The organism is Kitasatospora sp. NPDC051914 (assembly GCF_040680995.1).
Taxonomy (GTDB): domain Bacteria; phylum Actinomycetota; class Actinomycetes; order Streptomycetales; family Streptomycetaceae; genus Kitasatospora.
The window spans coordinates 117,223-139,869 of record NZ_JBFAXX010000003.1 but is presented as its reverse complement, the minus strand read 5'-3'; the positions used below and the strand labels follow the sequence as shown (position 1 = coordinate 139,869).

The window sequence follows — 22,647 nt, the reverse complement described above, 5'->3', positions numbered from 1 at the left end:
GGACGCCGGTCCGACCGCCCCGGGCGGCAGGCCCTCCGTCCGGGACACCTTGTCGGGCTCCGCCGCGGGGACGGGCTGCCCGGCTTCTAGCCAGCGGTGCCCGGCCGAAACCGGAACCGGCAGGTGGACGGGTGGGGCGGCTCGGAGGCCGGCGGTTTGCCGCGCCCGCGTCCGGGCAGGCGACCAGCCCGGTACTCCGTGATCCGAGGAGGAGCCATGGACGACATCCCGCAGGGCGGCGCCGGGGGAGTGCCCGGGCAGCACGACGACGAACAGGACGACCGGCGGACCCCGACGGTGAAGACGGTGCGCGCGGGCACCCCGGTGGCCGAGCAGGACGCCGACACCGAGCACCCGCCGTCCGACACCGAAAAGGAAGAAAAGGGCAGCCGGGAGACCGACTGAGCCCCACCCGCGTGTGAACGACCGAGGGCAGGACCATGGACCATCAGGAATTCCTGCTGCTGGTGCGCGACACCGCCGGCTACGAGGACGGTGACGCGGACGAGGCCGTCGCCGCCGTCCTGGGCCTGCTCGGCGAACTGCTCGGGACCGGCCCTGCCGCGGCCCTGGCGGACCAACTCCCGGAAGAACTCGGAGACCTGGTCGTCTCGAAGCCGGAGCGGGAGCCGTCCGGATGGACGGCGGAGGCATTCCTCGGCCGGGTCGCCGAGGCACGGGACAGCACGGTCGACGAAGCGGCCGCGGACGCGTCCGCCGTCCTGCGGGCGGTGGCCGAGACCGTGGACGACAGCGAACTCGACGCCCTGGTGAACGAGTTGCCCCCAGGCTTCGCCGATCTCTTCGGCCACCCGGAACTCTTCTGAGAGCGCGCAGCACCAACCAGAGGAGGGCGCCGTCATGCCCACCGAACCGCATCCCCACCGCCCCCGGGCCCGACGACCCGAGGGCCCCGCCGCCGAGAAGGCCCGCCGGGAGCGGGCCGCGCTCGCCGAACTCGGCGCACTCCTCGACGAACTCACCGCCCTCGGACCGGGCGAAGCGAGATTCCGGCGGCGTCCCCCGGTCGTCGTGCGCCGCCCCGGGGCCGAGGCCCCCGACGGTCTCCCCGACCTCGGGGCGACCGCTTGAGCGGGACCGCATCCCGTCCGGGCCCTGCACGCAGCGCGCACTTCGTTCCGGGGGCTGACTTCGCCCGTTGTACGGTCCACACTGGTGCTGTGACCAGGCCACTCGTCCCTCCCCTGCGCCCGGCGTCCCCGGCAGCGCCTTCGCTGCGGGGGCAGTCGGCCGGGCGGAACGCCCCGCGGCCGCGGCGCCGGGGACACCTGACCGCGGAGGGCGGCGAGGACAGCGCGACCGCACCCCTGCTGCGTCGCGCGCTGCTCAGCGAACTCGGCCACTGCCCGCCCGGCGGGGCGGTCACCGTCGACCTGGCTGCCCTGGCGCGGTGCTCCGACTCGGGCATCTCGGTGCTGCGCGAGGCGCTTTCCGCCGCAGCGGCACGCGGCATCGAGCTGCGCTTCGTCGGAGCGCCCTCCGCCGTCCGCCACGCACTCGGCCTGGTCGACGTCGGAGGCTGGCACGTCGCCGTCCCGTGACGGCCGCAACGGGTGGCCGACAGCTCTACACCGGGTCGTCCGGCCGGTCACCGGCCGAGCGCCGACCGTCGTAGTGGACGTCCACGGGTGGCGGCTTCCTCTCTTGCCGGCGCTGGCCCAGCACGAACGCCAGGACGAGGAGGACGACCACGGCTGCGCCGGCCGCGATCAGCCACAGGTGCGGACCGGCACCGTCAGCGGCGATCCCGGTCCAGCCGATCGGTTGTGTCACGTGTTCCCAGTTCATGACGCGGCGCCTGTCCGGTGAGGAAGCGGCCAAACCCCCGGCCGCCTCCACCCGTTCACGGTTGACCTCCGGCTCGGCGGGTAGCCGCCGCACGTGCTCACCATCGGCGTGGAGGAGGAGTACCTCCTCGTCTCCCCGGCCACCGGGGTGCCGGTCGCGCGCGCCGCCCAGGTTCTCGCCGCGGCCGGCCTGCACCCGGCGGTGGAGCACGGCGAAGTGCAGCGCGAACTGCTCCAGGCCCAGCTGGAGGTGGCCACCCCGGTCTGCCGCGGCCTCGACGAACTCGGCGGCCACCTGCTGCGGCTGCGCCACTGCCTCAGCGATGCCGCCGAAGCTTGCGGCTGTCGACTCGCCGCCTGCGGCTCCGCCCCGTTCACGGACCGGCTCCCCGTGCCCGTCACGCCCTCGGTGCGCTACCGGCGGATGCGCCGGGACGCTCCGGCCCTCACCGACGAACAGCTGATCAACGGCATGCACGTGCACGTCGGCGTCCCCGGGCGGACGGAGGGCGTGGCCGTGCTCAACGGCCTGCGGCCCTGGCTGCCCGTGCTGACCGCGCTCAGCGCCAACTCCCCGCTGTGGCGCGGCCGGGACACCGGCTTCGCCAGCTGGCGCACCGTGGTCTTCGGCCGCTGGCCGGTCAGCGGCGTGCCCCCGTCCTTCGCCGACGCCGCCGACTACGACCGGCGCCTCCACCACCTGATCGCCACCGGGCTCGTCCGCGACACCGCGCAGGTGTACTGGCAGGCCCGCCTCTCCGAGCGCTACCCGACGGTCGAGGTCCGCGCGATGGACGTCCAGATGCGGGCGGACGAGGCCGTCCTGCTCGCCGCACTCGTACGGGCCCTGGCCGCCCGCATCCTCGCCCCGGACCGCCCCGCCGCCCTGCCCCCCGCGCCACCCGAGCTCCTGCAGACGGCCGCCTGGTACGCCGCCCGCCACGGCATCGCCGAGCGGCTGCCCGATCCCGCCACCGGCACCCTCGGCCCGGCCGCCGATGCGGCCGGGGCCCTCCTCGCCGCCGTCGGGCCGGAGCTGCGGGCGAGCGGAGACCTGGAACGCATCGACGAAGCCCTGCACCGCCTCCTCGCGGGCGGGAACGGCGCCGTGCGCCAGCGCCGCCGGCTCCGGCAGACCGGCCGCAAGGGCCTCGTCCGGATGATCACCGACGAGACGGGCGGCGTACTGCTCTGAGACGGCCCGGACAGCCCGGCGGCCGGCCGGGAACGAACGGCGATTGGAACGGCGATTTGCGGGCAAACGCTCGGATTCAGGCGATTCCGGCGCCCGGACGATGCGCCGGCTCGCGGACCGGCCCGACCGGAGTGGGTGGACAGCCATGAGCACCGTCGCACGAAAACTGCCACTGAGCATGCAGCAGACCGCCCTCTACGAGCGGGCCGCCGAACTCGGCTGGGCCGTGCGCCGTGAGCCCGCCGACCGGGCCAGGAACGAACGCATGCTCTTCACCCGGCCGGGTCGCTCGCTGATGGCCGTCTTCTCGCACGACGGCGCCTTCGCCTACGCCAGGGCCTCCGGCCAGGGCACCGGCATCGTCGAGCTCGACCTGCCCGCGACACTGCGGGAACTGCAGAAGAACACCTCCCCGGCGACCGCCTCCACGAGCGGCCGCCCGGCAGGGCAGACTCCGGCCGCTCCGGCCGCTCCGGCCGTGCCTCCCGAGGAGACGCCGCCGGGGGAGGGAAGCACCACGGAGGGCATCTCGGTACCCGAGCCGCCGGAACTGCGCCGGGCCTGGGGACCGTGGCCGCTGGTCGTCATCGGACTGATCGTCCTCTGCGTCATCGTGTTCATGGTGGCGCGCATCATCGCCTGATCCGAAGGTGCACCTCCGCGTTCGAGCGGCGTTGCGCCGGGGGCCGGAGGACGGCGACTCGGCATCGGCGTCGGGAGGACGCCATGATCGACGACCGCGCAGGACTGCCGGACCATCGTGTCCGGTACCTGCGACCCGGACAGGAACGCGCCCTGGCCACGGCCATGGCCTTCGTCCGGCAGACGTTGGACGACTGGTACCCGGTCGGTGGTGACGGGCCCGAGGTCAGGCGTGCACGCGAGGACATGCTGCTCGTGGCGGACGAACTCCTCGCCAACGCGTGCATGCACACCGCCGGGCCGACGCGCCTCGAACTCGACCGCGTGGGACGGCGGTTGTGCATCGCGGTCACGGACGGGGACCTCAGGCCGCCGGTCCTCCGCCGCCCCGGTCGGCCCGACGCCCCGACCGGTCACGGCCTGCACATCGTGGACCAACTGGCCCTGCGCTGGGGCCACACGCCCTCCGGGGGCGGAAAGACCGTCTGGGCCGAGCTGGTCCCACCGCTCCCTCCGGTCGACGGGGTGCCCGTCGACCCGCGCCGCCTGCGCCGTCTGCGGTGAGGCGACCGCCTGTCGGACGGCATTTCGCATTCGTCAGCAGGCAGTGCCCTCGAGCCGGGACACGTCCGCATCTTCGACGTCGAACACGGTGTCGGCCTCGGTCACCTGCAGGAGGCGGGTCACCTGCGGGCTCGGCGCTGCGAGCCGGAAGGCGACGCCCGCTGCCAGGGCGGCCCGCCGGGCGCGGAGAAGTTCGTTCAGACCGGCCGAGCCGCAGAACTCCAGCCCGGAGCAGTCGACCGCGAGCACCTCCGGGGCCCCGCCGTCGGCCAGCACCTCGTCCAGTGCCCTGGCGAGGTGTTCTGCGGTGTCCATGTCGACCTGGCCGGCCAGAACCAGCCTGCACACCCCTCGCGGGGCGCGGCACCGGGTGATGCGGAGCTCCGTTCCCACGGCCGGCTCCTTTCGCCGTGCCTCCCGATGGGCGGGGGGCCTCCATTCGACCCTGGCCCTGCTGCGGTCCGACCGCAGCCCCACAGACGAAGCACCCCCCGACAACCGGCCGGAATACGAAGCACGGCCTCATCCCCGACACCTCGGCACACTGCCCGGGCAATCCCCGACCAGGTTCGTTTCCCGGGCCGCGCGCCGGGCAGGCGGTTGGCACACATTCAGGGCGGCAGCCGCTCGAAGCGGGCGGCTGCCACGGTCCTGAAGGAGGCTCCCGTGCATCCCGTCATTCGCGTCACGCACCGTTCGCCCACGCCGGGCCTGCGGGTGGTCCAGCTGGCCGGCGAGGCCGACACCGGCAGCGTCGAAACGCTGCGCACCGCCCTGGACAAGGCCCTGAGCCGCCTCCCGGCGCCGCACACCGTCGTGGTGGACTGCTCGGCACTGGAGTTCTGCACCACCGCGGGCCTGAACGAACTGCTCAAGGCGCGGCACAGCGCCGCGGCCGACGGCATCGCCTTCCGGCTGAGCGGGCTGCGCGCGCAGCTGACCCACCTGCTGCGGGTGACCGGAACGCACACGGTGTTCGACGTCGAACCCCCGGCCCTCCTGGAGACCGCGACCTGACCGCGGAGCACCCGGATGCCGTCGCAGTTCCGTGATTGGAACCCGGCCTGCCGGAAAGCCGCCTGTCATGACTGTCGTCGAAATCTGTGCACGCCCCCTGCTGGCGTCGATGTTCATCGCCGGCGGCACCGACGCGGTACGGCGTCCGGACCGTCTGGCACCCGCAGCCCGGCCGGTGGTCGAGACACTGTCCGACGTCCCCGGCGTGCCGAGCCGCACCGCCACCGCCGTCCGCCTGAACGGTGCCGTCCAGGCCGTCTCCGGTCTGATGCTCGCGGCGGGGAAGCTGCCGAGGCTGTCGGCCGCCGTCCTGGCCGGCACCCTGCTCCCGGTCACCTGGGCGGGCCACCGCTTCTGGGAGGCCGAGGACGAGGGCGAACGCGCCCGGCAGCGCATCCACTTCCTCAAGAACCTCTCCATGTTCGGCGGACTGCTGATCGCCGCCACCGACAAGGGAGGGCGGCGCAGCGGCCACCCGTCCCTGCCGATTCCCGGCGTCCTCCGCCTGCTCCACCACCACAGGTGAAGCCGTCCGGTGCCCCGGCGGTCCGCCGGGGCACCGGAGCGGCCGTCCCTATGGCGCTGCCGTGTCGGCCGCGGGCGGTTCCGGCTCGGTGCCGCCGCGTCCCGCCGCGGGGGACGACGCGGTGCTCCTGCCCGCGTTCTTCCGTCCCGGGGGCTCGTCCCGGTGGGCGTCCGACGGAGCGGCGCGGTCGGTCCCGGTGTCGCGGTCGTCCGGACGTCCCCGGCCCTGCGGCGCGTGCGGGTACGCCCTGCGTCGGATGCTCATGGCGTGTCCCTCCCTATGCCGCGCCGCGGTCGGTGACGTAGTCCCGTACCCGGTCGATCAGGCCGACACCCGGTGCCAGCAGCTTGCGGGCGGCCGGGGAGGAGGGGGCACCGGGGTGCGGGCGCGTCGGCGCGGTCGACTTGGAGAGGCGCACGCTGTCGCCGAGTTGGTCGAGGTCGGCCTTGCTGCAGGCCGCGCGCAGGGCCGGGAAGAGGTTCTGCTCCTCGTCGCGGATGTGCGAGGTGACCTCCTCCACCAGGGTGGTCGCCAGACCCGCCAGCGCGGCGTCGTCGGCGTCCCTGTCCTCGATCTCCTTCAGCAGCCGTTCGACCCTCGCATGGTCCTCGACCTCGCGGTCGGCCATCGCGTCGCCGCCGGGCACGTGCTTGCGCACCGCGGGGTACAGGTGGGCCTCCTCCGCGACCGAGTGCCGGACGAGTTCGATCGTGACCTCGTCGAGCAGGGCCTTGCGGTGTCCTCCGGTGGCCTTGAGGATCTGCGCGAAGAGTTCCTCGACCTCGCGGTGGTCGGTCTCCAGTTCCTTGACGACGTCGCCGCCGTGGCCTGCCATCGCAGCCTCCTCGGGTCGGGCCCGCTCGGTGCGGGCCAGTGGTTGTGTTGTCGCCCGCTCGCCGGCGGGCCCTTCGGCTCGGGCGGCTACCCCGTCGGCCCGGGTGCACACGTGCTGTGCGGGCGAAGGAGCGGAATCGGGGGGTTGTCGTGTCGTACCGCCGTCGACGGGTACGCCGGGGGGCGACGAGGCGTAGCGTCGGAGCAGGCCCGTTCCCGTGTCCGGAGGTGGTGATGGAGTCGTTCGTGTTCGACAGCGCGAGTCTGGAGGCGACGGAGGAGTTCCTCTCCACGGCCTACACGCCCATGCGGATCGGCGGCCCGGTCGAGGACGCACGGGTGCGGATCAGCCGGCGCGCGGCCGGCGCGCTGTCGGTGGACCGCCTGTCGTTCGGCTACGACATGGGCTACGACGCCGACAGCCTCGGCAAGGTCTGCCTGATCAGCATGCACGAGGGTGTGCTGGTCGACCGGACGGACGGCCGCGAGGAGGTGTTCTCCGCCGGGGACACCTTCCTGGTGGCCCCGCCCGACCGGCCCTACCGGGGCGAGGTCAGGTCGGCCCGGTACACCATCGCCATGTTCGACCCCGCCCTGCTGACGGAGGTCGCTCCCGGGCTCGCCGACGGCCGCGGGCCGGTGCGGCTGACCGGGCACCGCGCGGTCACGGCGGCGGCGAACCGGCAGCTGACCGCGGCGGTGGCCTACCTGCGCGACGGCGTCCTGGACAACCCGGTCGCCCGTGAGTCGGAGCTGGTGGTGTCCACTGCCGCCCAGCACCTGGCGGCCGCGACGCTGGCCGCGCTCCCGCACACCGCCCGCACCGACCCGGCACCGGCCGACACCCGGGACGCCGGCCCCGCGACCCTGCGCCGGGCCATGGCCTTCATCGAGGACAACGCCCACCTGGACATCACCCTCGCCGCCGTCGCCGCCGCGGCCTTCGTCACGCCCAGGGCCCTGCAGTACTCGTTCCGGCAGCACGCCGGATGCACCCCGCTGGCCCACCTGCGCCGTGTCCGGATGGCGCGGGCGCACGCCGAACTCAGGGCCGCAACGCCGCAGAGCGGTGTGACGGTCACCCAGGTCGCCGCCCGCTGGGGCTTCGCGCACCCCGGCCGCTTCGCCGAGGCCTACCGGCGCGCCTACGGAGTCGCCCCCTCGGTCACATTGAAAAGGTGACCGCAGAGGCGTGCGCGTGCGGGTGCCACGGCAGGGGGCGGAGCCGTGACACCCGCTCTACGCCTCTGGTCAGTACGGGACGTTTCAAACCCCGGTGTCCGCCGGCCGGGCGCGGCGGCGATGGCTGGTGTCGCAGAACGGGTAGCACCGGCTGCGCCGGCAGGCGCACAGGGCCACCACCGGCCGCTCGCTGACCTGCCGGGTGCCGTCCGGGAGGACGACCTCGACCGGGCCCTCGACCAGGAACGGGCCGTCCTCGGCGACGGTGACCCTCCGCCGCGTGCGGTCAGACGGGCCGGACACCGCGGACCACCACCAGTTCCTCCTCGCGCTGCCCCGGAGCGATGAGCCCGCACTCCTCGAACCAGTCGGCCCTGGCGGTCATCACCGGCCCGAACGGCTGGCGTCGCCGCGCGGCGATCCCCACCCGCAGGCCCGCGCGGGCGAGGGCGGTCAGGGTGGCCGGTACGCCCGCGACGGCCGACTGCACGACGAGCAGCACCCCGCCCGGGGCCAGCAGTGCCGGCGCGTCGGCGCAGATCCGGTCGAGCAGGGCGCGGCCGTCGTGGCCGGCGTCCCAGCTCCGGGCGATGCCGCGCCGCGGCGGCGCCGACCGGCTGGGCACGTACGGCGGGTTCGCCGTGATCAGGTCGAACCGGGCACCGGCGACCGGCGCCAGCAGGTCGCCGTGGCGCAGCCGCACCCGGCGGCGGTTGAGCAGCAGGTTGGCCGCGGCGGCGGCCAGGGCGCGCAGGGAGACGTCCACCGCGGTGACGCGGGCGCCGCGGGCGGCGGCGGCCATCGCCACGGCCCCGCTGCCGGTGCACAGATCGAGGACACGGCTGTCGGCGGCGAGGGCCTCACGGTCCAGCGCGTCGGTCAGCAGCCGGGTGTCCCCCTGGGCCGGGTACACGCCCGGCGGGGTGAGCAGAAGCATGGTCCGCGCCTGCCCGCCCGGCGGGGGCTCAACCAACGCAACCCGTCAGGGGCTACTCGACGGGCGGCCTGAGTGCACCGTGGAGGAGTTCCAGCGCCGCCAGCACGGCCGCACGGCGGATTCCCTCGCGGTCGGCGGCGCCGTGCTGCGGTTCGGCGGTGGAGGCGCCGCCGGGGGAGGCGAGTGCGACGTAGACGGTGCCGACCTCGTGGCCGTCCTGCTGGGCCGGCCCGGCCACCCCGGTGGTGGCCAGACCGTACTGGGCGCCCGTCAGCTGCCGGACGCCCTCGGCCATCTGCGCCGCGACCCGGGCGTCCACCGGTCCGCGTTCGCGGAGCAGTGCGGCGTCGACGCCGAGCAGGCCCTCCTTCAGCTCGGTGGCGTAGGCGACCACGCCGCCCCGGAAGGCGGTCGACGCACCGGGCGCCTCCGCGAGGGCCTGGCAGAGGGCGCCGGCGGTCAGCGACTCGGCGGCCGCGACGGTGTGGCCCGCGGCGCCGAGGGCCGCCGTGATCTGCCGGGCGAGCACTGCCGTACGGTCCAGACGGCTGCCGGAGGAGGGGTGGTCGGCCATGGTTCGTTCCCTTGTGCCGCAGGGCCGTCAGGTCGGCGGGCCGTCGGCGAGCGGTGCCCGCAGCGAACTCCGGCCGCGGCCCCACGCATCGAGCAGGTGGCCGGCCAGCCGGTCCTCGACCGTGCCGGTAGCGGCGATGCCGAAGGCGATGTCCGCGGCGAGCGCGGGGTCACCGGCGACCAGCGGGTCGAGGACCGTGCGGCGGACCAGCTGCTCGTGGACGGCGTCCGCCACCACGTGCTCCCGGTAGAAGAGCGTCCCCGCCGGGGAGGCGCCGAAGCGTTCCAGTGCACGGGCCAGCCTGGCCGCGCCCGGCGGCGAGGTGATCTCGACGGCGGCGAACTGGCCGACCGCCGCCCCGCGCAGCGCCCGGTGCAGCCCGAACAGCGACATCAGGTTGACCACCGCCAGGGCAGGGGCGGGCACGGTGTCCAGGTAGTGGCCGTAGCGGGTGTCCAGGCCCAGGTCGGCCATCATCTGCGCGAACAGCAGGGCGTGGGCCCGCTCGGGCCGCCCCGACCCGTACTCGTCGTACTGCACGGTCATCAGGGCGGCCTTGGCCGGGTGGGGCAGCCGGGGCACGGCCCACAGCTGCGGGTCGGCCTCCTTGAGGTGGTAGAGCGACCGGTGGACCACGTACTCCCGGGCCTGCCACCGCTCACCGTGCGCCAGCAGGTGGTACGAGGGCCCCGTGCCGTCCGAGGGCTCGACCAGCAGGTCGGCGACCACCTGCGGCAGCGGGCCCGGGTCGCCGACGGCCTCGCGCAGTGCCGCCAGGAAGGCGCCCTCCAGCCGGGCGCGCAGGGCGAGCAGGCCCGGGTCCCACTCCCACGCCGGGTCCACCCGGTCGAAGCCCTGGTAGTGGAGTTCGTAGCAGAGGTACAGCGCCAGCTGGAGGTCCTCGCCCCAGGCGTCCGGGGTGCCGGCCGTGCGGCCGGGGGCGGTGCCCGGCGGCGCGGAGAGCAGGTCGAGGACCAGCGCGGACAGCGGCCCGCGTGCCGACGGCAGGGCGGGGGCCTCCGGGACGGCAGGACGGAGGTCGGTCGTCATGCGGGCACCTCTCTCGCAGGAGTCGGTACGGACGGACGCTGCTCACGCATCGCGGAGTTCGAGCGTGCAGCACTTGGGGCCGCCGCCCGCCTTGAGCAGCTCGGGCATCTCCACCGGCACCGGCCGGTAGCCGTGCGTGTGCAGCTGTGCGGCCAGACCGGTCGCGGCCCGGGGAAGCACCACGTGCCGGCCGTCGCTGACGGCATTGAGCCCGAAGACGGCCGCGTCCGTCTCCCCGGCGCGGATGGCGTCCGGGTACAGCGAGGCGAGCAGCCTCCGGCTGGTGGGAGCGAAGGCGGGCGGCCAGTACATGATCTGATCGTCGCTCAGGACGGTGAGCGCGGTGTCCAGGTGGTAGAAGCGCGGATCGACCAGTCGCAGGGTGACCACCGGCAGGCCGAGCAGGTGCTGCGCCTCGCGGTGCGCGGGGGCGGTCGTCCGGAAACCCCAGCCCGCCAGGATCCGCCGCCCGGCGACCAGCAGATCGCCCTCGCCCTCGTTGACCCGCGTCGCCGTGTGCACGGGCCGGAAGCCCGCCCGGTCGAACCAGCGCCGGTGGGCGGTGGCCTCGCCCGCGCGCTCGGCGTGCTTGAACCGCGCCACCAGCACCCGCCCGCCCACCACGGTGGCGCCGTTGGCGGTGAACACCATGTCGGGCAGTCCCGGCAACGGGTCGAGCGTCAGCACCTCGTGCCCCAGGCTGCGCAGCACCGCGCACAGCCGGCGCCACTGCCGGTCGGCGGCGGCCCTGTCGACCGGCTGCCCGGGATCCATCCACGGGTTGATCGCGTACCTGACGGCGAAATGCGTGGGCGGACACAGCAGGTACCGCCTGCGGCGGGCCGTGCGGTGGAGCAGGGACGTCATGGTCGCGCGCCTACCCGTGACCTGCCGGGGCATACACGCGGTGTGCGTGGAGCGGGCGGGCCCGGGTGGGCGCGGCTCACACCGGCGCTGCGAACCCGGAGGTGGCCCGTGAGCGAGGACTTCGACCCGGAATCCGCGGTGTGGGCACTCACCGTGCAGGAACAGCCGCCCGGTCCTCCCGTGGCGGAGGCGTTCATCGAGGTCGGGCCGCGGTGGCACCGCGAGCTGCTGGACCACGCGCTGGAGAGCGGGTTCCTGCCGGCGGCGGGGGAGGCACCGCAGAGCACCGCCGTGCTGGAGATGCGCGGCGCGCCGGTCGAACGGCTGGTCCTCGTGGGCGGACGTCAGGTCTGGGAGCCGGTGCCCGGACCGGCGGCATCGCCCGAGTGGCGGACCGCGGCCCGCGAACGCGGCGAGGTCCTGGTGGTCGTCGTCCCGCCCGGCAGGTGCGCAGCCGAGGGGCCGGAGTGCGACCCGCAGGAGCAGGCCGACGGGCTCGCCGACAGTGTCGCCGCGGCCTGCGACGACGGCGTGGTGCTGCACGGCACGGCCGGACTCGCACTGCTCTGATCCCGTCCCGGTTGGGCCAGCCCGCCCCGGGTACACGCTGCAGCCCGACCAGTGACCAGGTACGGAAAACGAGGTGCACCATGACCTCCGGCGATCTCGTCGACGTCCTCACCGCCGACCACGACCGGCTCCGGGTGCTGTTCAGCCGTATGGCCGGTACCCCGCTCGGGGACCCGCTGCGCCGTGAACTCCTGGACGAGGCAGCCGGCCTGTTGGAGCGCCACATGGCGGTCGAGGAACAGATCCTCTACCCTCTGGCGCTGCGCACCCTGCCGGACCGCCGGGAGGTCGTGGTGCGCGAGCAGGGGGGCCTGGCCACCATGGGTGCGCTGCTCGACGACCTCTCGCGGCTCGGCGAAGCCGTCCCGCTGTTCGACCGCAAGGTCGCACTGCTCGTACGGGAGGTGACCGGCCACGCCAGCGAGGAGCAGGCACTGCTTCTGCGCGACCTCGGCGCCGCCGCATCCGAGCAGGAACTGGCGGAGGCGGGCGAGCGGGCCCGGTCCGGCAGGCTGCACAAGGTGCAGCGCCGTCCGGCCGACCGACCCCGCGACGACCTCCCGGTGTACTGACGGTCACCGCCACCCGGCAGGTCAGCAGCCGTCCTTCACGGGCGGCTGCTCCGCGGTGTCGATGTCGAGCACGGTGTCGGCCTCGGTGACCCGGAGCAGGCGGCTCATCCGGGGTGTGGGTGAGGCCAGGCGGAAGGCCACCCCCGCGGCGACGGCCGCCAGCCGGGCCCGCAGCAGTTCGTTGAGCCCGGCGGAGGTGCAGAAGGCCAGGGCCGAGCAGTCCACCACCAGCGTGTCTGGTGCAGGCGGGCTGTTCAGGGCCTCCTCCAGGGCTCCGGCCAGCAGGCCGGCGCTGTCCATGTCGACCTGGCCGACCACGGCCAGCATCCGCACCCCGGGCGGGGCCGGGCGCGGCGTGACGCGGAGCTCCGTGTCCATGGATCTGCTCCTTCCGCCACGGGTACCCGGGCAGGGCTCCCTTCGACGGTGGTTCCCGCGGCGTCTTCCCACACCCCGGCAAACGAAGCGTCCGGGCCCGAACGACCGCAGAACGAACTCCTGTGGCCGGCGGGCCCCCGGGCGTTACGGCAGGGAGGGAACGGTTACACGCCCCCCGGGGACCCATCGGACGCGGGAGACGAGCGTGGACCGGAGAACGCGTCACTGGCACCTGCCCCTCGGACCGGTCGACGGCCCCGGTCCCCAGGTCGGCGTGGCCTATGTCCGCCGTGCGCTGGCCCGTGGTTCGGCGCCCGCACCCTTCGAAGGGCCGGGGGCGAACGACGCGCTGCTCGTCGCCTGCGAACTGCTCGCCAACGCCTACCTCCACACGCCGGGCCCGCTCTGCCTGGACCTCGACCTGAACCACGGCACCCTCACCGTGTCGGTGACCGATGCGAGCACCCGGCCGCCGGTGGTGCGCCCCTACCGGCCGCAGGAGCCGCACGGCCACGGCATGCACATCGTCGACCGGCTCGCCGTGACCTGGGGCGTCACGCCCGTACCGAGCGGCAAGACCGTGTGGGCGGTCCTGCCCGCGCCCTGACCGAACTGCCGCTTTCGACCGGCCGTGGATGGATCCCGGCTGCTCCGGGTAGGCGCGTGCCGAGGCACTGCGGCTCGTGCCGCAGGCGGCGACGGAAGAGGCGAGCACGGTGCAGCGGACAGAGGCGTTGTGGCAACTGACGGGCGGCCAGGGCTGGACGGCACTGGCGGACCTGGCGGTGGCCCTCGTCCTGTCCAGCCTGATCGGCCTGGAGCGCGAGGCCGGGCAGAAGAGCGCGGGCCTGCGCACCCACGCCCTGGTCGGCCTGGGCAGCGCGCTCTTCGTCAACGTCTCCCGGTACGGCTTCGGCGCGGGCGACCCGTCCCGGGTGGCCGCGCAGATCGTCACCGGCATCGGCTTCATCGGCGGCGGCCTGATCTTCGTCCGCCGCGACACGGTGCGGGGCCTCACCACCGCGGCGACGATCTGGCTCACCTGCGCCGTCGGCATGGCCTGCGCCGCAGGACTCGGAATCGTCGCCACGGTCTGCACCGCCGGCTACTTCCTCATCGTGCGCGGCTTCCCCGCCCTGCTGCGCCGGCTGGCTCCCGCGCTGGCGGCGGCCCCGGTGACCGTCGCGCTGGTGTACGAGATCGGCCACGGCCTGCTGCCCCGCGTGCTGGAGGCCTGTGCGGCGGCCGGCTTCCGCATCCTGGACACCGAGACCGAGCACGACCGCGTACCCCGCCTGAAGGACGGCGAGCCGGCCGACTCGCTGATCAGGCTCTGCCTGACCCTGGAGGGCCGCTCGGACGTCCGGGCTCTGACCACCGAGCTCGCCGCCCTCGGCGGCATCCGCTCCGTCCTGATCCGCACCGAGGACTCCGTCCCCGGGCCCCGCAGTCCCTGACCCCGAGGCCGCGACTCTCAGGCTGCGACTCTCAGGCTGCGCGGACCCGCGACGTCCAGTACGAGCAGGGCGATGTCGTCGGTGTGCCGGCCGGTCGGCCAGGTGTGGTGCACCAGTTGGTCGATGAGCCGGTCGGGGGTGGCGGCCCGGCTGTGGGTGAGGAGACCGGCCAGCTCGGCCGCGTTCCGGGACGCGTCGGTGCCGGGGACTTCGACCAGCCCGTCGGTGTAGAGGGCCAGCAGTGTGCGGTCGGGGAGCGGGAGGGTGGTGAGCGGGTAGGCGGCCGTGGTGTCGACACCGAGCAGCGGGCCGGCCTCGACGGTCAGGACGTGGCCCCGGCCGGTGGGCCGGCGCAGCAGTGGGGGCGGGTGGCCGGCGGAGGCGATGGTGGCCTGGCGCCGGGTGAGGTCCAGCTGGGCGTAGAGACAGGAGACGAGGAGGTCGGGGTCGAGGTCGGCGAGGAGCCGGTTGGTGCGGGTGAGGACCTGGTCGGGGGCGGCACCGGCGGTCGCGTGGGCGTGCACGGCGGTGCGGACCTGGCCCATGAGGGCGGCGGCGGTGGTGTTGTGGCCCTGGACGTCGCCGATGACGGCGGCGGCGGTGCGGTCGTCGAGGCGGATGAAGTCGTAGAAGTCGCCGCCGACGTCGAGGCCGCGGGTGGCGGGCAGGTAGCGGGAGGCCACCGCGATGCCGGGGACGTGGGGGAGGGAGCGGGGGAGGAGGGCGCGCTGGAGGTCGTCCGCGAGGTCGTGCTTGGCGTCGTACAGGCGGGCGCGGTCCACGGCCTGGGCGAGCAGCCCGGCGAGGGAGGTGAGGACGGCGCGCTCGTCGGCGGTGAACGAACGGGCGCGGTCGTAGGACAGGACGCAGACACCGACCGGACGCCCGGACACGATCAACGGGAGGATCGCCCAGGCGTGTTTGCCGCTCATCCGGGGTGCGCCGGGGTAGAGCTCGGCCATGTCGTGCACGTCGGAGAAGAAGGACGGCGTGCCGGTGGCCAGCACCTGGCCGGCGGGGGTGAGATCGGTGTCGAGGGGCAGGCCGTCCAGCCGTTCGATGGTCGCCGAGGAGTATCCGCAGTGCCCGATGATCCTCAGCCTGCCCGCGTCGGCGGCCGACAGGACGAGGCCGTCCGCGCCGAACGCGGGCAGCACCTGGTCGGCGACCAGGTCGACGACGTCGCGGACGCCGACGGCCTCGGTGAGGGCCACGGCGAGGTGCATCAGCTGGTAGAGGCGGCCGTCCGGGCGGTCGTCTGCCTGCGGGAGGCCGGGTTCGACGGCGGGGTCGTGGTGGCCGGGCGGACTCGCGTCCGCGCGCGCGGGGGTGATGCGGACGCTGATGCCGGTGCGGTCGGGGTAGAGGCGGAAGTCGAGCGGGGTGCCGGGCGGCCGCAGCGCGGTGAAGGCGGTGGGTTCGCGGCTGATGACCGCGGTGCGGTAGCGGTCCTCCACCGTCGGGTCGTCGAGCCAGGGCAGGGCCAGCCACGGCAGGGTGCCCAGCAGTTGGTCCGGCGTGCGGCCGAGCAGGCCGGCCGCACGGGCGCTGGCGAAGGTGATCCGCCCCGCGAGGTCGAGGGCGAGGCTGGCGCCGGGCAGGCGGTCGGCGAAGTCCGCCGCGGCCGGTGCGGGCAGGGACGAGCGGGGGCCGGCCGGCGGCTCGGGTGCGGTGCGCGGCAGCTCGGGAAGGGCGGGCGGGCGTCCGGCGTCGTCCAGGAGGCGGGCGAGGAGGCGGGCCCGGGTGGTGATGTTCCCGCGCTCGCGGGGTGTGGCGTGCTCGGGATGGTCCGCGGGGAAGATCAGCAGGAGGGCACCCCAGACCCGGCGGGTTCCGCTGAGCGGGGCGGCCGCGAGGGCGAGCCGGTAGGGCAGGGCCACGGCGATCCGGGAGTACGACCGGGCCAGGTCCTCCTGCGAGCCGACCCACACGAACCGGTCCTGCAGTACGGCGTCGCAGACCGGCAGCGGCGAGGTGAGGGGGATGCGGCGCCAGGCCGCGGTGAGTCCCGAGGGCAGGCGGTAGGCCACGGCCATGACCAGGACGGGGTCCCGGTCCAGGAGGAAGACGGCGCCTGCGGACGCGCCGGCCCGGTGCACGGCCGCGGCCAGCGCCGCATCGAGTTCCGCGTCCGGTCCGGCCGGGTCGGGCTTCGTACGGTGGGGTGCCTTCTCGGTGGGGGTGTCCATGCGCGGGCCCTCCGGACGTGCGGTCGATCCGGTGTCCGCCGGGCGGGGCGGCCGCCGCGGGGCGGCCGCCGCCGCGTTCAGCGGCCGAGGGCGTTCGCGAGCTGCTTCTTGTTCATCTTCGAACGGCCGTGGATGTTGCGCTGCTTGGCCTCGTTGTACAGCTGGTCGTAGGTCGGGCCCTCGGAGCCGGAGTGCGAGCGCTGCCCGCCGCGACGCGAGGACGACATGTCCTGGGTGGAGGAGCGGCTGGCGGTCTTCGACTCGCCGTGCCGGGCGCGTTCCTTGTTGACGGTGCGCGCGGCGATCTCCTTCGCCCGCTTCTCGCTCTCGCCACGGTCCAGGGCGCTGTCCTTGATGTGCTCGTACTGGCGTTCCCTCTTCTTGCTCGAGCCGGCCGGCATTTCTCCTCCTCGTGCTCGTGCCGTCTGCTTGGCTGCGCGCCTACCCGGCGGACTCCCGCCCATTCGTCCCGCCGGTACCGGGAGTCAGGTCTCGACGGCCACCCGCACGGTCCGCAGATGCGGGTCCGCGGCGTCGGGGACGAGCATGCCGGCCTCGACGCCGGTGCGCAGGTAGGCGAGCACATCGCCGTTCAGGCGCTCGCCCGGCAGGGCGGCCGGGACGCCCGGCGGGTACGGGGTGAGCATCTCGGCGGTGATCCGGCCCTCGGCGCCGTCGATCGCCACCCGCTCCACCGGGCCGAAGAAGGCGTCGCGGGGGAGCAGGACCTGTTCGAGGCGCAGCTGCCCGGGGTCCGGGACGTGGACCTTCCCGGCGGGCGGCAGTCCTGGTGCGACGTCGACGAGTTCGGTCAGTGCGGAGACCAGGATGTGCGCGGTCGTGCTGTCGTCGGCGTGGGTGAGCTGGGCGCTGATGCGGCGGTGGTCGCACACGTGCAGGTCGACCTGGTGGTGGGAGCGGAGCCAGTCGCCGGCCAGGTAGCCGGTGGTGTCGAGCGCGGAGATGTCGACGACGAGCTGGAGCGGGTCGAGGTCGGCGGCGCGGCCGGGGGCGCAGAAGTCGTCGCGGCCGTGGACGTGCAGGCCGTCCATGGCCGCGATCCGGGTGCGCAGGCCGGCGGCCAGGTCGAGGGCGGCGTCGTAGAGGGCGCGCCCGTGCTGGACCATCTGGCGGCGCCAGCCGTCCAGGGCGGCGTACACCAGGACCGAGGGGCTGGTGGTGCCGAGCAGGTCCTCCCGCTGCTTCAGGACGTCCGGGTCCACCAGGTCGCCCTGGAGGTGGAAGACGGAGCTCTGTTCGAGGGCGGAGCCCATCTTGTGGACGGAGGTGACGCAGACGTCGGCGCCCGCGTCCATGGCCCAGGTCGGCAGACCGGGGTGGAACGGCAGGTGGGCGCCCCAGGCCTCGTCCACGATCAGCGGCCGGCCGTGCCGGTGGGCGGTCCCGGCGATCGCGGCCAGGTCGGCGCAGGTGCCGTACGGCGTGGGGGAGGTGACGAGGGCTCCGCGGGCGTCGGGGTGCTCGCGGAGCGCGGTGTCGAAGGCGTCGGCCGACGGCGGGTGCGCCAGGTGCAGGTCCGGGTCCCACTGGGGGTCCACCCAGACCGGGCGGATGCCGGCGAGGATCAGGCCGGCGACGACCGACTTGTGGGCGTCGCGTCCGACCACCAGTTCCTCGTGCGGGCCGGCGACGGAGAGCATGGCCGCCTTGACCGACAGCGAGCTGCCGCAGGTGGAGAAGAAGGTGTGGTCCGCGCCGACGGCCTCGGCCATCAGCTCCTGCGCGTGTTCGAGGATCCGCCGGGAGGAGGTGCGGTCGTCCAGGCCGTTGACGGCGAGCACGTCCGACCGGAAGACGTCCGGGCCCAGGGCCTGAAGGACCCGTGGATCGGCCCCGCGGCCCTGCTTGTGGCCGGGCGGGGTGAACGCGGTCGGCGGGTTCGCGTGGTGGGCCGCGAGGGCCTCGAGCACGGGTGCCTGGGATTGGTCCATGGCCCGCGCCTGCCCCCTCGGTCTGCGCGAAAACGCCGTGCACACGCGGCGGCGGGCCGCCGGGGACCGAGCCCGGCGACCCGCCGCCCCTGCTGCGGTCAGGAGCTGCCGGGGGAGATCCGGCCGCGCCAGCCGCCGCTCTCCATGCCCTGCTCCTCGATGAACGACTTGAAGCGCTTCAGGTCGCCCTTGACCCGGCGGTCGACCATCCCCATGGCGTCCGCGGCCTTCTCGGCGACGCCGCCCGGTTCGAAGTCCATCGCCAGGCGGACCATCGTGTGGTGGTCGTCCAGACGCTCGAACGTCACCACGCCCATCTGCTGGACGTCGCCTCCCATGGTCCGCCAGGCGATCTTCTGGTCGGGCAGCTGGTCGACGATCTCGGTGTCGAACTCCCGGCTCACCCCGGCGACCTTGGTCTTCCAGTGGTTGTGCCGCTCGTCGACCTGGGTGACTTCTTCGACACCCTCCATGAAGCGGGGGAAGTCCTCGAACTGCGTCCACTGGTTGTACGCGGTGTGCAGCGGAACCTCGACCTCGACGGACTCTTGAACCATGCTCATGCCGGCCTCCGGTCTCTACTCGTCCAACAGGTCCGCCACGCGCTTGCCCGGTCGGCCGCGGTTCTAACGGGAGCCACCGGTCCGTCCTCACACTCGCGGGTGAACGAGCGCTCGTCCGGGAACCGCGGTGACCCCGGCGGCGCCTCGGACTGCACCCGTTCGGCGCGCCGCACCGGGTGTGGCGGCGTGCCGCCACCGGGCGCTGCGGTGATGATGAGCGGATGACCACTGATTCTTCGTCCGACGACTCGGCCCTGCTCCAGGAACCGCTGCCCTCGGAGGCTCTGCCGCAGGCCGCGCTGGCGAGGCTCACCGAGGTGCGGGAGCTGGCGGCCGGCGCAGTGGAGTCCTGGGAGGCCGGGGACCGGCAGGCCGCCTACCACGCGATGACCGAGGCGGTACCGGCGGTGGCGGCAGCGGCTGCCGTACTGGGCGTGCTCGTCGAGACCGGCAGCGAGCGGGAGGAGCCCGACCGACGGCCGACCGAGGGCCCGGTCGGACATTGGTGGGGCTGACGGCGTTTCGTTCCCGGCCCTGCGCGCAGCCGCTGAGAGAGGCGGTGCGGTGCCGAGACGCCCGGTGGTGTCCGGCCGGCCCCGCACCGTCGTCGAGGAGGTGGCCCGCGATGCCCGGCACCACCGACCGGGGCCCGATCACCATGCCGGCGACCGGCACGGTCGGGCTGTTCGCGGGCACGGCGTACGGGGCCTGCCTGAGACTGCGCGGCCTCGTGGACGCCGCACCGCCGAAACGCCTCCCGGTGGATGCGGTCGCGGTGGACGCGGCCGCGGCCGGCCTGTGGGACGCCGCCGTCCGTTACGTCGCCGCCCGCCTCGGGCACACCGAGACCCTCACCCCGCGGGTGGCGGGCCGCACCGCCCGCCTGCTGGTGCAGGTCGCCCTCGAGGTCTTCCCCGTCCCCGCCACCCGGGGACCGGCTCCCGCGGACGGGACGGACACCCCTCCGGCCACCTTGCGTCTGGCGGTCGCGTTCATCGAGTCCCACGCCGGGGAGGACATCGTCCTCGCCGACATCTCCGCCGCCGCCTTCGTCACCCCCCGCGCCCTGCAGTACGCGTTCCGCCGCCATCTGGACACCACGCCGCTGGCCCACCTGCGCCGGGTCCGCCTGGACGCGGCACACCGGGACCTGCTCGCGGCGGACCCGGCGACCGCCACGGTGACCGAGATCGCCGCACGCTGGGGTTTCGGCCACCCCGGCCGGTTCGCCGCCTCGTACCGCGAGGCCTACCGGACCGCCCCGCACAGCACGCTCGCCGCCCGGGCCTGAGCCCGCCCGCCGGTGCTCCGCCGCACCGGAAGGTGCGTGCCCGGCACATCCGTTTTCCCGCCGACGGGCCGGGCAGCCGCGCGACAGGGAAGAATCGGACCCTCCCGAGGAGCGCGCCATGGACATCGGCTTCCTCGCACCACTGATCGACCGGCCCGGCCCCTGGGCCACGGTCTGCCTCGACACCTCCCGTACGACCGAGGACGCCGCGCAGCGGCAGACGCTGCTCCGGCGCACGGCCGTGCGCGACCTCATCGACCGGGGGGCCGACCCCGGTGTCTGCCGAGCCGTCTGGGAGCACCTCGAGAACGAGCCCGTCTCGGACTCCCCGCCCGGACGGGCCCTGTTCGCCGCGGGCGGCGAAGTCGTGCTCGACGTTCCGCTCGCCACCGCACCGGTCGGCGTGGAGACCGCCTGGGGACCGCTGCCGCACCTGTCCAACCTGCTCGGGCGCCTGGAGGCCGCGGCCGCCGAATGCCTGGTCGCGGCCGTCGATCGCACGGGCGCCGACCTGGAGACCCGCCGCCTCGGCAGACCGGAACCCGTCGGCACGGTGGACGGCGTGACCAGGCAGGGCAGAGGACACCGCGCACCGCCCGCCGACCGCTACGAGTGGCACTACCGGCACCGGGAACAGGACGCCTGGGACCGGACCGCCGACACCATCGCCGAGCAGCTCGCCGGAACCCGGTCGCAGATCGGGGCGGAACTGGTCGTCCTCACCGGCGACGTCCGGGAGCGGCGCGCCGTCCACCAACGGCTGCCGCAGGAGCTCCAGCCCCTCACCGTGGAGGTGGACGGCGGCGGCCGGGCCGACGGCATCCACGCAGAGGCCTTCGAACGACGGCTCGACGAGGCGTGGCGGCAATTCCGCCGCCACCGTGCCGAGGAAGCCCTGGACCGGTTCCGCAGCGGCACCGGCCGCCCCGGCGAGCACCGGACGGACGGCGCGGGAACCGAGATCGCGCCGGGAGCCGCGGCGGAGGGCGTCCCGGCCGTCATGGCCGCCGCCCGGCAGCGCCAACTCGCCACCCTGCTGCTCCGCGAGGACGGCCCGGACATCCACCGCGAGGTGTGGATCGGCCCGGAGCCCGAGCACATCGGCGTCGACCGCGGCGAGGTGCGCGGTATGGGCGTGGCCCACCCCGTGCAGGCGCCCGCCGGAGACGCCCTGCTGCGCTGCGCCATCGCCTCGCGGGCCGAGGCGATCCCCGTGCCGGACGACACGGACGGCCCGGTCGGCGGGGTGGGAGCCGTGCTGCGCTGGCGGACCTGACCGGGAGGGACGGAGAGCCCTGTGCACCCGGCCCCGCGGGTTTGCCCGGCTGCGCCGGGGGCAGACGCCGGCGCACCTTCGCAGGTGGACCCGGTGCCGCCCCGCCCGGAGGCTCGCCGACCGCCCCCTTCGGCGGTCGGCACGGCGGCGGGCGGCGCCGGACGGCGCCGGTTCGCGCATCCGATCGGCCGCCCGAGCACGGAACACCACGGAGGCGGCTGCACAGCACGAGGAGATCCGCCATGACGGGCGACCAATACACGCCGCAGGACCCGGTCGGGCAGCACCCGAAGCCCGAATTTCCCGAACAGGACCAGCCGCATCCGGGCAGTGGAAGACGGATGAGTCCCGAGCCCGACCACGGCGAGCGGAGCTACCGGGGCTGCGGCCGGCTCGAGGACCGCCGCGCGCTGATCACCGGCGGCGATTCCGGCATCGGCCGGGCGGTCGCCCTGGCCTTCGCCCGCGAGGGCGCCGAGATCGCGTTCTGCCACCTCCCCGAGGAACAGCAGGACGCCGAGGAGACGGTGCGCCTGGTGGAGGAGGCAGGACGGAAGGTGCTGGCCGTGCCCGGCGACATCCGGGAGGAGGCCTTCTGCCGGGAACTGGTGGAACGCTGTGACCGGGAACTCGGCGGGCTGGACATCCTGGTGAACAACGCGGCCTACCAGATGTCGCAGCCGGACGGGCTGGCGGCGATCGACACCGAGCAGTTCGACCGGGTGATGAAGACCAACCTGTACGGCATGTTCTGGCTCACCCGTGCCGCGCTGCCCTTCCTGAGGCCGGGTTCGGCGATCGTCAACACCACGTCCGTGCAGGCGTACAAGCCCAGCCCGCACCTGCTCGACTACGCCATGACCAAGGCGGCGATCGTCGCCTTCACCCAGGGCCTCGCGCTGCAGCTCGCCCCGGACGGGATCAGGGTGAACGCCGTGGCCCCCGGCCCGGTGTGGACGCCGCTGATCCCGGCCACCATGCCGCCGGACAAGGTGGCGCACTTCGGGGAGCAGTCGCCGCTGGGCCGTGCCGCACAGCCGGCCGAGATGGCGCCCGCCTACGTCTTCCTCGCCTCCCAGGAGGCCTCGTACATCACGGGCGAGATCGTCAACGCCACGGGCGGCACGCCGCTGCCGTGACCGGCCGCCTCGTCGGCGACCGCACCGGTGGTGTCACGGCGCTCGTCGTCGAGGGCCGGCCCAC

The 22,647-nt window shown here is 74.5% G+C and carries 31 protein-coding genes; 18 read left to right on the top strand and 13 right to left on the bottom strand.

What is annotated here, in order from left to right; all coding sequences use genetic code 11:
* The first annotated feature begins 216 nt into the window (after nucleotides 1-216).
* The 4 genes from AB0M03_RS03840 to AB0M03_RS03825 all read left to right on the top strand — a co-directional run bounded on the left by AB0M03_RS03840 (nucleotide 217) and on the right by AB0M03_RS03825 (nucleotide 1,562).
* Entirely contained in the window at nucleotides 217-405 is a 189-nt protein-coding gene (locus AB0M03_RS03840; protein ID WP_363488053.1) for a hypothetical protein, read from the top strand.
* Between the two features lie 35 nt (nucleotides 406-440).
* Nucleotides 441-827 (top strand): DUF2267 domain-containing protein, encoded by a 387-nt coding sequence (locus AB0M03_RS03835; RefSeq protein ID WP_363488051.1) that lies wholly within the window; start codon nucleotides 441-443, stop codon nucleotides 825-827.
* A gap of 34 nt (nucleotides 828-861) precedes the next feature.
* The gene (locus AB0M03_RS03830; RefSeq protein ID WP_363488049.1) at nucleotides 862-1,092 is read left to right on the top strand and encodes a hypothetical protein; all 231 of its coding nucleotides are present in this window, start codon (nucleotides 862-864) and stop codon (nucleotides 1,090-1,092) included.
* Between the two features lie 89 nt (nucleotides 1,093-1,181).
* The gene (locus AB0M03_RS03825; protein ID WP_363488047.1) at nucleotides 1,182-1,562 is read left to right on the top strand and encodes an STAS domain-containing protein; all 381 of its coding nucleotides are present in this window, start codon (nucleotides 1,182-1,184) and stop codon (nucleotides 1,560-1,562) included.
* Nucleotides 1,563-1,587: 25 nt separating this feature from the next.
* Here the strand turns inward: AB0M03_RS03825 and AB0M03_RS03820 are convergent, their stop codons facing one another.
* Nucleotides 1,588-1,809, bottom strand: a complete 222-nt coding sequence (locus AB0M03_RS03820; RefSeq protein ID WP_363488045.1) for a hypothetical protein — start codon at nucleotides 1,807-1,809, stop codon at nucleotides 1,588-1,590.
* Between the two features lie 93 nt (nucleotides 1,810-1,902).
* Here AB0M03_RS03820 and AB0M03_RS03815 point away from each other — a divergent pair, with 93 nt between their 5' ends.
* The 3 genes from AB0M03_RS03815 to AB0M03_RS03805 all read left to right on the top strand — a co-directional run bounded on the left by AB0M03_RS03815 (nucleotide 1,903) and on the right by AB0M03_RS03805 (nucleotide 4,209).
* Nucleotides 1,903-3,003, top strand: coding sequence for a glutamate--cysteine ligase (locus AB0M03_RS03815; RefSeq protein WP_363488042.1), 1,101 nt, complete (start codon nucleotides 1,903-1,905; stop codon nucleotides 3,001-3,003).
* Between the two features lie 145 nt (nucleotides 3,004-3,148).
* Nucleotides 3,149-3,646, top strand: coding sequence for a DUF6480 family protein (locus tag AB0M03_RS03810; RefSeq protein ID WP_363488040.1), 498 nt, complete (start codon nucleotides 3,149-3,151; stop codon nucleotides 3,644-3,646).
* 83 nt (nucleotides 3,647-3,729) lie between these two features.
* Nucleotides 3,730-4,209 carry an ATP-binding protein gene (locus AB0M03_RS03805; protein WP_363488038.1) on the top strand — a complete coding sequence of 160 codons (480 nt, stop codon included), beginning with the start codon at nucleotides 3,730-3,732 and terminating at the stop codon, nucleotides 4,207-4,209.
* A 33-nt stretch (nucleotides 4,210-4,242) separates the two neighbouring features.
* Here the strand turns inward: AB0M03_RS03805 and AB0M03_RS03800 are convergent, their stop codons facing one another.
* On the bottom strand, nucleotides 4,243-4,602 hold the full coding sequence (locus tag AB0M03_RS03800; protein WP_363488036.1) for an STAS domain-containing protein: 360 nt from the start codon (nucleotides 4,600-4,602) through the stop codon (nucleotides 4,243-4,245).
* A 273-nt stretch (nucleotides 4,603-4,875) separates the two neighbouring features.
* Here AB0M03_RS03800 and AB0M03_RS03795 point away from each other — a divergent pair, with 273 nt between their 5' ends.
* Together AB0M03_RS03795 and AB0M03_RS03790 are read left to right on the top strand one after the other, a co-directional pair.
* On the top strand, nucleotides 4,876-5,226 hold the full coding sequence (locus AB0M03_RS03795) for an STAS domain-containing protein (RefSeq protein ID WP_363488034.1): 351 nt from the start codon (nucleotides 4,876-4,878) through the stop codon (nucleotides 5,224-5,226).
* Nucleotides 5,227-5,293: 67 nt separating this feature from the next.
* Complete coding sequence (locus AB0M03_RS03790) at nucleotides 5,294-5,752, top strand: DoxX family membrane protein (RefSeq protein ID WP_363488032.1); 459 nt, start codon at nucleotides 5,294-5,296, stop codon at nucleotides 5,750-5,752.
* Between the two features lie 277 nt (nucleotides 5,753-6,029).
* Here the strand turns inward: AB0M03_RS03790 and AB0M03_RS03785 are convergent, their stop codons facing one another.
* The gene (locus AB0M03_RS03785) at nucleotides 6,030-6,587 is read right to left on the bottom strand and encodes a hemerythrin domain-containing protein (protein WP_363488030.1); all 558 of its coding nucleotides are present in this window, start codon (nucleotides 6,585-6,587) and stop codon (nucleotides 6,030-6,032) included.
* 233 nt (nucleotides 6,588-6,820) lie between these two features.
* On the opposite strand from AB0M03_RS03785, the gene AB0M03_RS03780 reads away from it, so the two are divergent.
* The gene (locus AB0M03_RS03780; protein WP_363488028.1) at nucleotides 6,821-7,768 is read left to right on the top strand and encodes a helix-turn-helix domain-containing protein; all 948 of its coding nucleotides are present in this window, start codon (nucleotides 6,821-6,823) and stop codon (nucleotides 7,766-7,768) included.
* 84 nt (nucleotides 7,769-7,852) lie between these two features.
* Here the strand turns inward: AB0M03_RS03780 and AB0M03_RS03775 are convergent, their stop codons facing one another.
* Genes AB0M03_RS03775 through ddaH form a run of 5 tightly spaced genes read right to left on the bottom strand, consistent with a single transcriptional unit; the run spans nucleotide 7,853 to nucleotide 11,196 of the window.
* The gene (locus AB0M03_RS03775; protein ID WP_363488026.1) at nucleotides 7,853-8,071 is read right to left on the bottom strand and encodes a CDGSH iron-sulfur domain-containing protein; all 219 of its coding nucleotides are present in this window, start codon (nucleotides 8,069-8,071) and stop codon (nucleotides 7,853-7,855) included.
* Nucleotides 8,055-8,705 (bottom strand): HemK2/MTQ2 family protein methyltransferase, encoded by a 651-nt coding sequence (locus AB0M03_RS03770; RefSeq protein WP_363488024.1) that lies wholly within the window; start codon nucleotides 8,703-8,705, stop codon nucleotides 8,055-8,057. Before AB0M03_RS03770 ends, AB0M03_RS03775 begins: the two co-directional genes overlap by 17 nt.
* 52 nt (nucleotides 8,706-8,757) lie before the next feature.
* Complete coding sequence (locus tag AB0M03_RS03765; protein WP_363488021.1) at nucleotides 8,758-9,279, bottom strand: nicotinamide-nucleotide amidohydrolase family protein; 522 nt, start codon at nucleotides 9,277-9,279, stop codon at nucleotides 8,758-8,760.
* Nucleotides 9,280-9,306: 27 nt separating this feature from the next.
* Nucleotides 9,307-10,329: an iron-containing redox enzyme family protein gene (locus tag AB0M03_RS03760; RefSeq protein ID WP_363488019.1), complete on the bottom strand. Its 1,023-nt coding sequence runs from the start codon at nucleotides 10,327-10,329 to the stop codon at nucleotides 9,307-9,309.
* A 42-nt stretch (nucleotides 10,330-10,371) separates the two neighbouring features.
* Nucleotides 10,372-11,196 (bottom strand): dimethylargininase, encoded by an 825-nt coding sequence (gene ddaH / locus AB0M03_RS03755; protein ID WP_363488017.1) that lies wholly within the window; start codon nucleotides 11,194-11,196, stop codon nucleotides 10,372-10,374.
* Between the two features lie 108 nt (nucleotides 11,197-11,304).
* Between ddaH and AB0M03_RS03750 the strand changes: the two genes are divergently transcribed.
* Together AB0M03_RS03750 and AB0M03_RS03745 are read left to right on the top strand one after the other, a co-directional pair.
* Entirely contained in the window at nucleotides 11,305-11,766 is a 462-nt protein-coding gene (locus AB0M03_RS03750; RefSeq protein ID WP_363488015.1) for a hypothetical protein, read from the top strand.
* Nucleotides 11,767-11,846: 80 nt separating this feature from the next.
* On the top strand, nucleotides 11,847-12,338 hold the full coding sequence (locus AB0M03_RS03745) for a hemerythrin domain-containing protein (RefSeq protein WP_363488013.1): 492 nt from the start codon (nucleotides 11,847-11,849) through the stop codon (nucleotides 12,336-12,338).
* Nucleotides 12,339-12,359: 21 nt separating this feature from the next.
* Here the strand turns inward: AB0M03_RS03745 and AB0M03_RS03740 are convergent, their stop codons facing one another.
* Nucleotides 12,360-12,716 (bottom strand): STAS domain-containing protein, encoded by a 357-nt coding sequence (locus tag AB0M03_RS03740; RefSeq protein ID WP_363488011.1) that lies wholly within the window; start codon nucleotides 12,714-12,716, stop codon nucleotides 12,360-12,362.
* Nucleotides 12,717-12,921: 205 nt separating this feature from the next.
* On the opposite strand from AB0M03_RS03740, the gene AB0M03_RS03735 reads away from it, so the two are divergent.
* Both AB0M03_RS03735 and AB0M03_RS03730 read left to right on the top strand, forming a co-directional pair.
* Nucleotides 12,922-13,323, top strand: coding sequence for an ATP-binding protein (locus tag AB0M03_RS03735; RefSeq protein WP_363488009.1), 402 nt, complete (start codon nucleotides 12,922-12,924; stop codon nucleotides 13,321-13,323).
* A 109-nt stretch (nucleotides 13,324-13,432) separates the two neighbouring features.
* Nucleotides 13,433-14,173, top strand: coding sequence for an MgtC/SapB family protein (locus tag AB0M03_RS03730; RefSeq protein WP_363488007.1), 741 nt, complete (start codon nucleotides 13,433-13,435; stop codon nucleotides 14,171-14,173).
* Between the two features lie 17 nt (nucleotides 14,174-14,190).
* Here the strand turns inward: AB0M03_RS03730 and AB0M03_RS03725 are convergent, their stop codons facing one another.
* The 4 genes from AB0M03_RS03725 to AB0M03_RS03710 all read right to left on the bottom strand — a co-directional run bounded on the left by AB0M03_RS03725 (nucleotide 14,191) and on the right by AB0M03_RS03710 (nucleotide 18,877).
* Nucleotides 14,191-16,362 (bottom strand): SpoIIE family protein phosphatase, encoded by a 2,172-nt coding sequence (locus tag AB0M03_RS03725; protein ID WP_363488005.1) that lies wholly within the window; start codon nucleotides 16,360-16,362, stop codon nucleotides 14,191-14,193.
* A gap of 77 nt (nucleotides 16,363-16,439) precedes the next feature.
* Entirely contained in the window at nucleotides 16,440-16,763 is a 324-nt protein-coding gene (locus AB0M03_RS03720) for a plasmid stabilization protein (protein WP_363488003.1), read from the bottom strand.
* A gap of 84 nt (nucleotides 16,764-16,847) precedes the next feature.
* The gene (locus tag AB0M03_RS03715; RefSeq protein ID WP_363488001.1) at nucleotides 16,848-18,314 is read right to left on the bottom strand and encodes an ornithine decarboxylase; all 1,467 of its coding nucleotides are present in this window, start codon (nucleotides 18,312-18,314) and stop codon (nucleotides 16,848-16,850) included.
* A 98-nt stretch (nucleotides 18,315-18,412) separates the two neighbouring features.
* Nucleotides 18,413-18,877: an SRPBCC family protein gene (locus AB0M03_RS03710; RefSeq protein ID WP_363487999.1), complete on the bottom strand. Its 465-nt coding sequence runs from the start codon at nucleotides 18,875-18,877 to the stop codon at nucleotides 18,413-18,415.
* 221 nt (nucleotides 18,878-19,098) lie between these two features.
* Here AB0M03_RS03710 and AB0M03_RS03705 point away from each other — a divergent pair, with 221 nt between their 5' ends.
* The 4 genes from AB0M03_RS03705 to AB0M03_RS03690 all read left to right on the top strand — a co-directional run bounded on the left by AB0M03_RS03705 (nucleotide 19,099) and on the right by AB0M03_RS03690 (nucleotide 22,583).
* Entirely contained in the window at nucleotides 19,099-19,392 is a 294-nt protein-coding gene (locus tag AB0M03_RS03705; protein WP_363487997.1) for a hypothetical protein, read from the top strand.
* A gap of 110 nt (nucleotides 19,393-19,502) precedes the next feature.
* A complete protein-coding gene (locus AB0M03_RS03700; protein WP_363487995.1) occupies nucleotides 19,503-20,168 on the top strand; it encodes a helix-turn-helix transcriptional regulator in 666 nt (221 codons plus the stop codon).
* 118 nt (nucleotides 20,169-20,286) lie between these two features.
* On the top strand, nucleotides 20,287-21,444 hold the full coding sequence (locus AB0M03_RS03695; RefSeq protein WP_363487993.1) for a hypothetical protein: 1,158 nt from the start codon (nucleotides 20,287-20,289) through the stop codon (nucleotides 21,442-21,444).
* A gap of 242 nt (nucleotides 21,445-21,686) precedes the next feature.
* Nucleotides 21,687-22,583 carry an SDR family oxidoreductase gene (locus AB0M03_RS03690; RefSeq protein WP_363487991.1) on the top strand — a complete coding sequence of 299 codons (897 nt, stop codon included), beginning with the start codon at nucleotides 21,687-21,689 and terminating at the stop codon, nucleotides 22,581-22,583.
* Nucleotides 22,584-22,647 lie beyond the last annotated feature (64 nt).

Excerpts from the sequence above, each read along its gene's own strand:
- AB0M03_RS03700 (WP_363487995.1), top strand. The coding sequence starts at position 19,503 with ATGCCCGGCACCACCGACCGGGGCCCGATCACCATGCCGGCGACCGGC.
- AB0M03_RS03790 (WP_363488032.1), top strand. The coding sequence starts at position 5,294 with ATGACTGTCGTCGAAATCTGTGCACGCCCCCTGCTGGCGTCGATGTTC.
- AB0M03_RS03820 (WP_363488045.1), bottom strand. The coding sequence starts at position 1,809 with ATGAACTGGGAACACGTGACACAACCGATCGGCTGGACCGGGATCGCC.
- AB0M03_RS03805 (WP_363488038.1), top strand. The coding sequence starts at position 3,730 with ATGATCGACGACCGCGCAGGACTGCCGGACCATCGTGTCCGGTACCTG.
- AB0M03_RS03830 (WP_363488049.1), top strand. The coding sequence starts at position 862 with ATGCCCACCGAACCGCATCCCCACCGCCCCCGGGCCCGACGACCCGAG.
- AB0M03_RS03770 (WP_363488024.1), bottom strand. The coding sequence starts at position 8,705 with ATGCTTCTGCTCACCCCGCCGGGCGTGTACCCGGCCCAGGGGGACACC.
- ddaH (WP_363488017.1), bottom strand. The coding sequence starts at position 11,196 with ATGACGTCCCTGCTCCACCGCACGGCCCGCCGCAGGCGGTACCTGCTG.
- AB0M03_RS03690 (WP_363487991.1), top strand. The coding sequence starts at position 21,687 with ATGACGGGCGACCAATACACGCCGCAGGACCCGGTCGGGCAGCACCCG.
- AB0M03_RS03715 (WP_363488001.1), bottom strand. The coding sequence starts at position 18,314 with ATGGACCAATCCCAGGCACCCGTGCTCGAGGCCCTCGCGGCCCACCAC.
- AB0M03_RS03720 (WP_363488003.1), bottom strand. The coding sequence starts at position 16,763 with ATGCCGGCCGGCTCGAGCAAGAAGAGGGAACGCCAGTACGAGCACATC.
- AB0M03_RS03705 (WP_363487997.1), top strand. The coding sequence starts at position 19,099 with ATGACCACTGATTCTTCGTCCGACGACTCGGCCCTGCTCCAGGAACCG.
- AB0M03_RS03785 (WP_363488030.1), bottom strand. The coding sequence starts at position 6,587 with ATGGCAGGCCACGGCGGCGACGTCGTCAAGGAACTGGAGACCGACCAC.
- AB0M03_RS03780 (WP_363488028.1), top strand. The coding sequence starts at position 6,821 with ATGGAGTCGTTCGTGTTCGACAGCGCGAGTCTGGAGGCGACGGAGGAG.
- AB0M03_RS03695 (WP_363487993.1), top strand. The coding sequence starts at position 20,287 with ATGGACATCGGCTTCCTCGCACCACTGATCGACCGGCCCGGCCCCTGG.
- AB0M03_RS03745 (WP_363488013.1), top strand. The coding sequence starts at position 11,847 with ATGACCTCCGGCGATCTCGTCGACGTCCTCACCGCCGACCACGACCGG.
- AB0M03_RS03840 (WP_363488053.1), top strand. The coding sequence starts at position 217 with ATGGACGACATCCCGCAGGGCGGCGCCGGGGGAGTGCCCGGGCAGCAC.
- AB0M03_RS03710 (WP_363487999.1), bottom strand. The coding sequence starts at position 18,877 with ATGAGCATGGTTCAAGAGTCCGTCGAGGTCGAGGTTCCGCTGCACACC.
- AB0M03_RS03835 (WP_363488051.1), top strand. The coding sequence starts at position 441 with ATGGACCATCAGGAATTCCTGCTGCTGGTGCGCGACACCGCCGGCTAC.
- AB0M03_RS03810 (WP_363488040.1), top strand. The coding sequence starts at position 3,149 with ATGAGCACCGTCGCACGAAAACTGCCACTGAGCATGCAGCAGACCGCC.
- AB0M03_RS03725 (WP_363488005.1), bottom strand. The coding sequence starts at position 16,362 with ATGGACACCCCCACCGAGAAGGCACCCCACCGTACGAAGCCCGACCCG.
- AB0M03_RS03740 (WP_363488011.1), bottom strand. The coding sequence starts at position 12,716 with ATGGACACGGAGCTCCGCGTCACGCCGCGCCCGGCCCCGCCCGGGGTG.
- AB0M03_RS03760 (WP_363488019.1), bottom strand. The coding sequence starts at position 10,329 with ATGACGACCGACCTCCGTCCTGCCGTCCCGGAGGCCCCCGCCCTGCCG.
- AB0M03_RS03765 (WP_363488021.1), bottom strand. The coding sequence starts at position 9,279 with ATGGCCGACCACCCCTCCTCCGGCAGCCGTCTGGACCGTACGGCAGTG.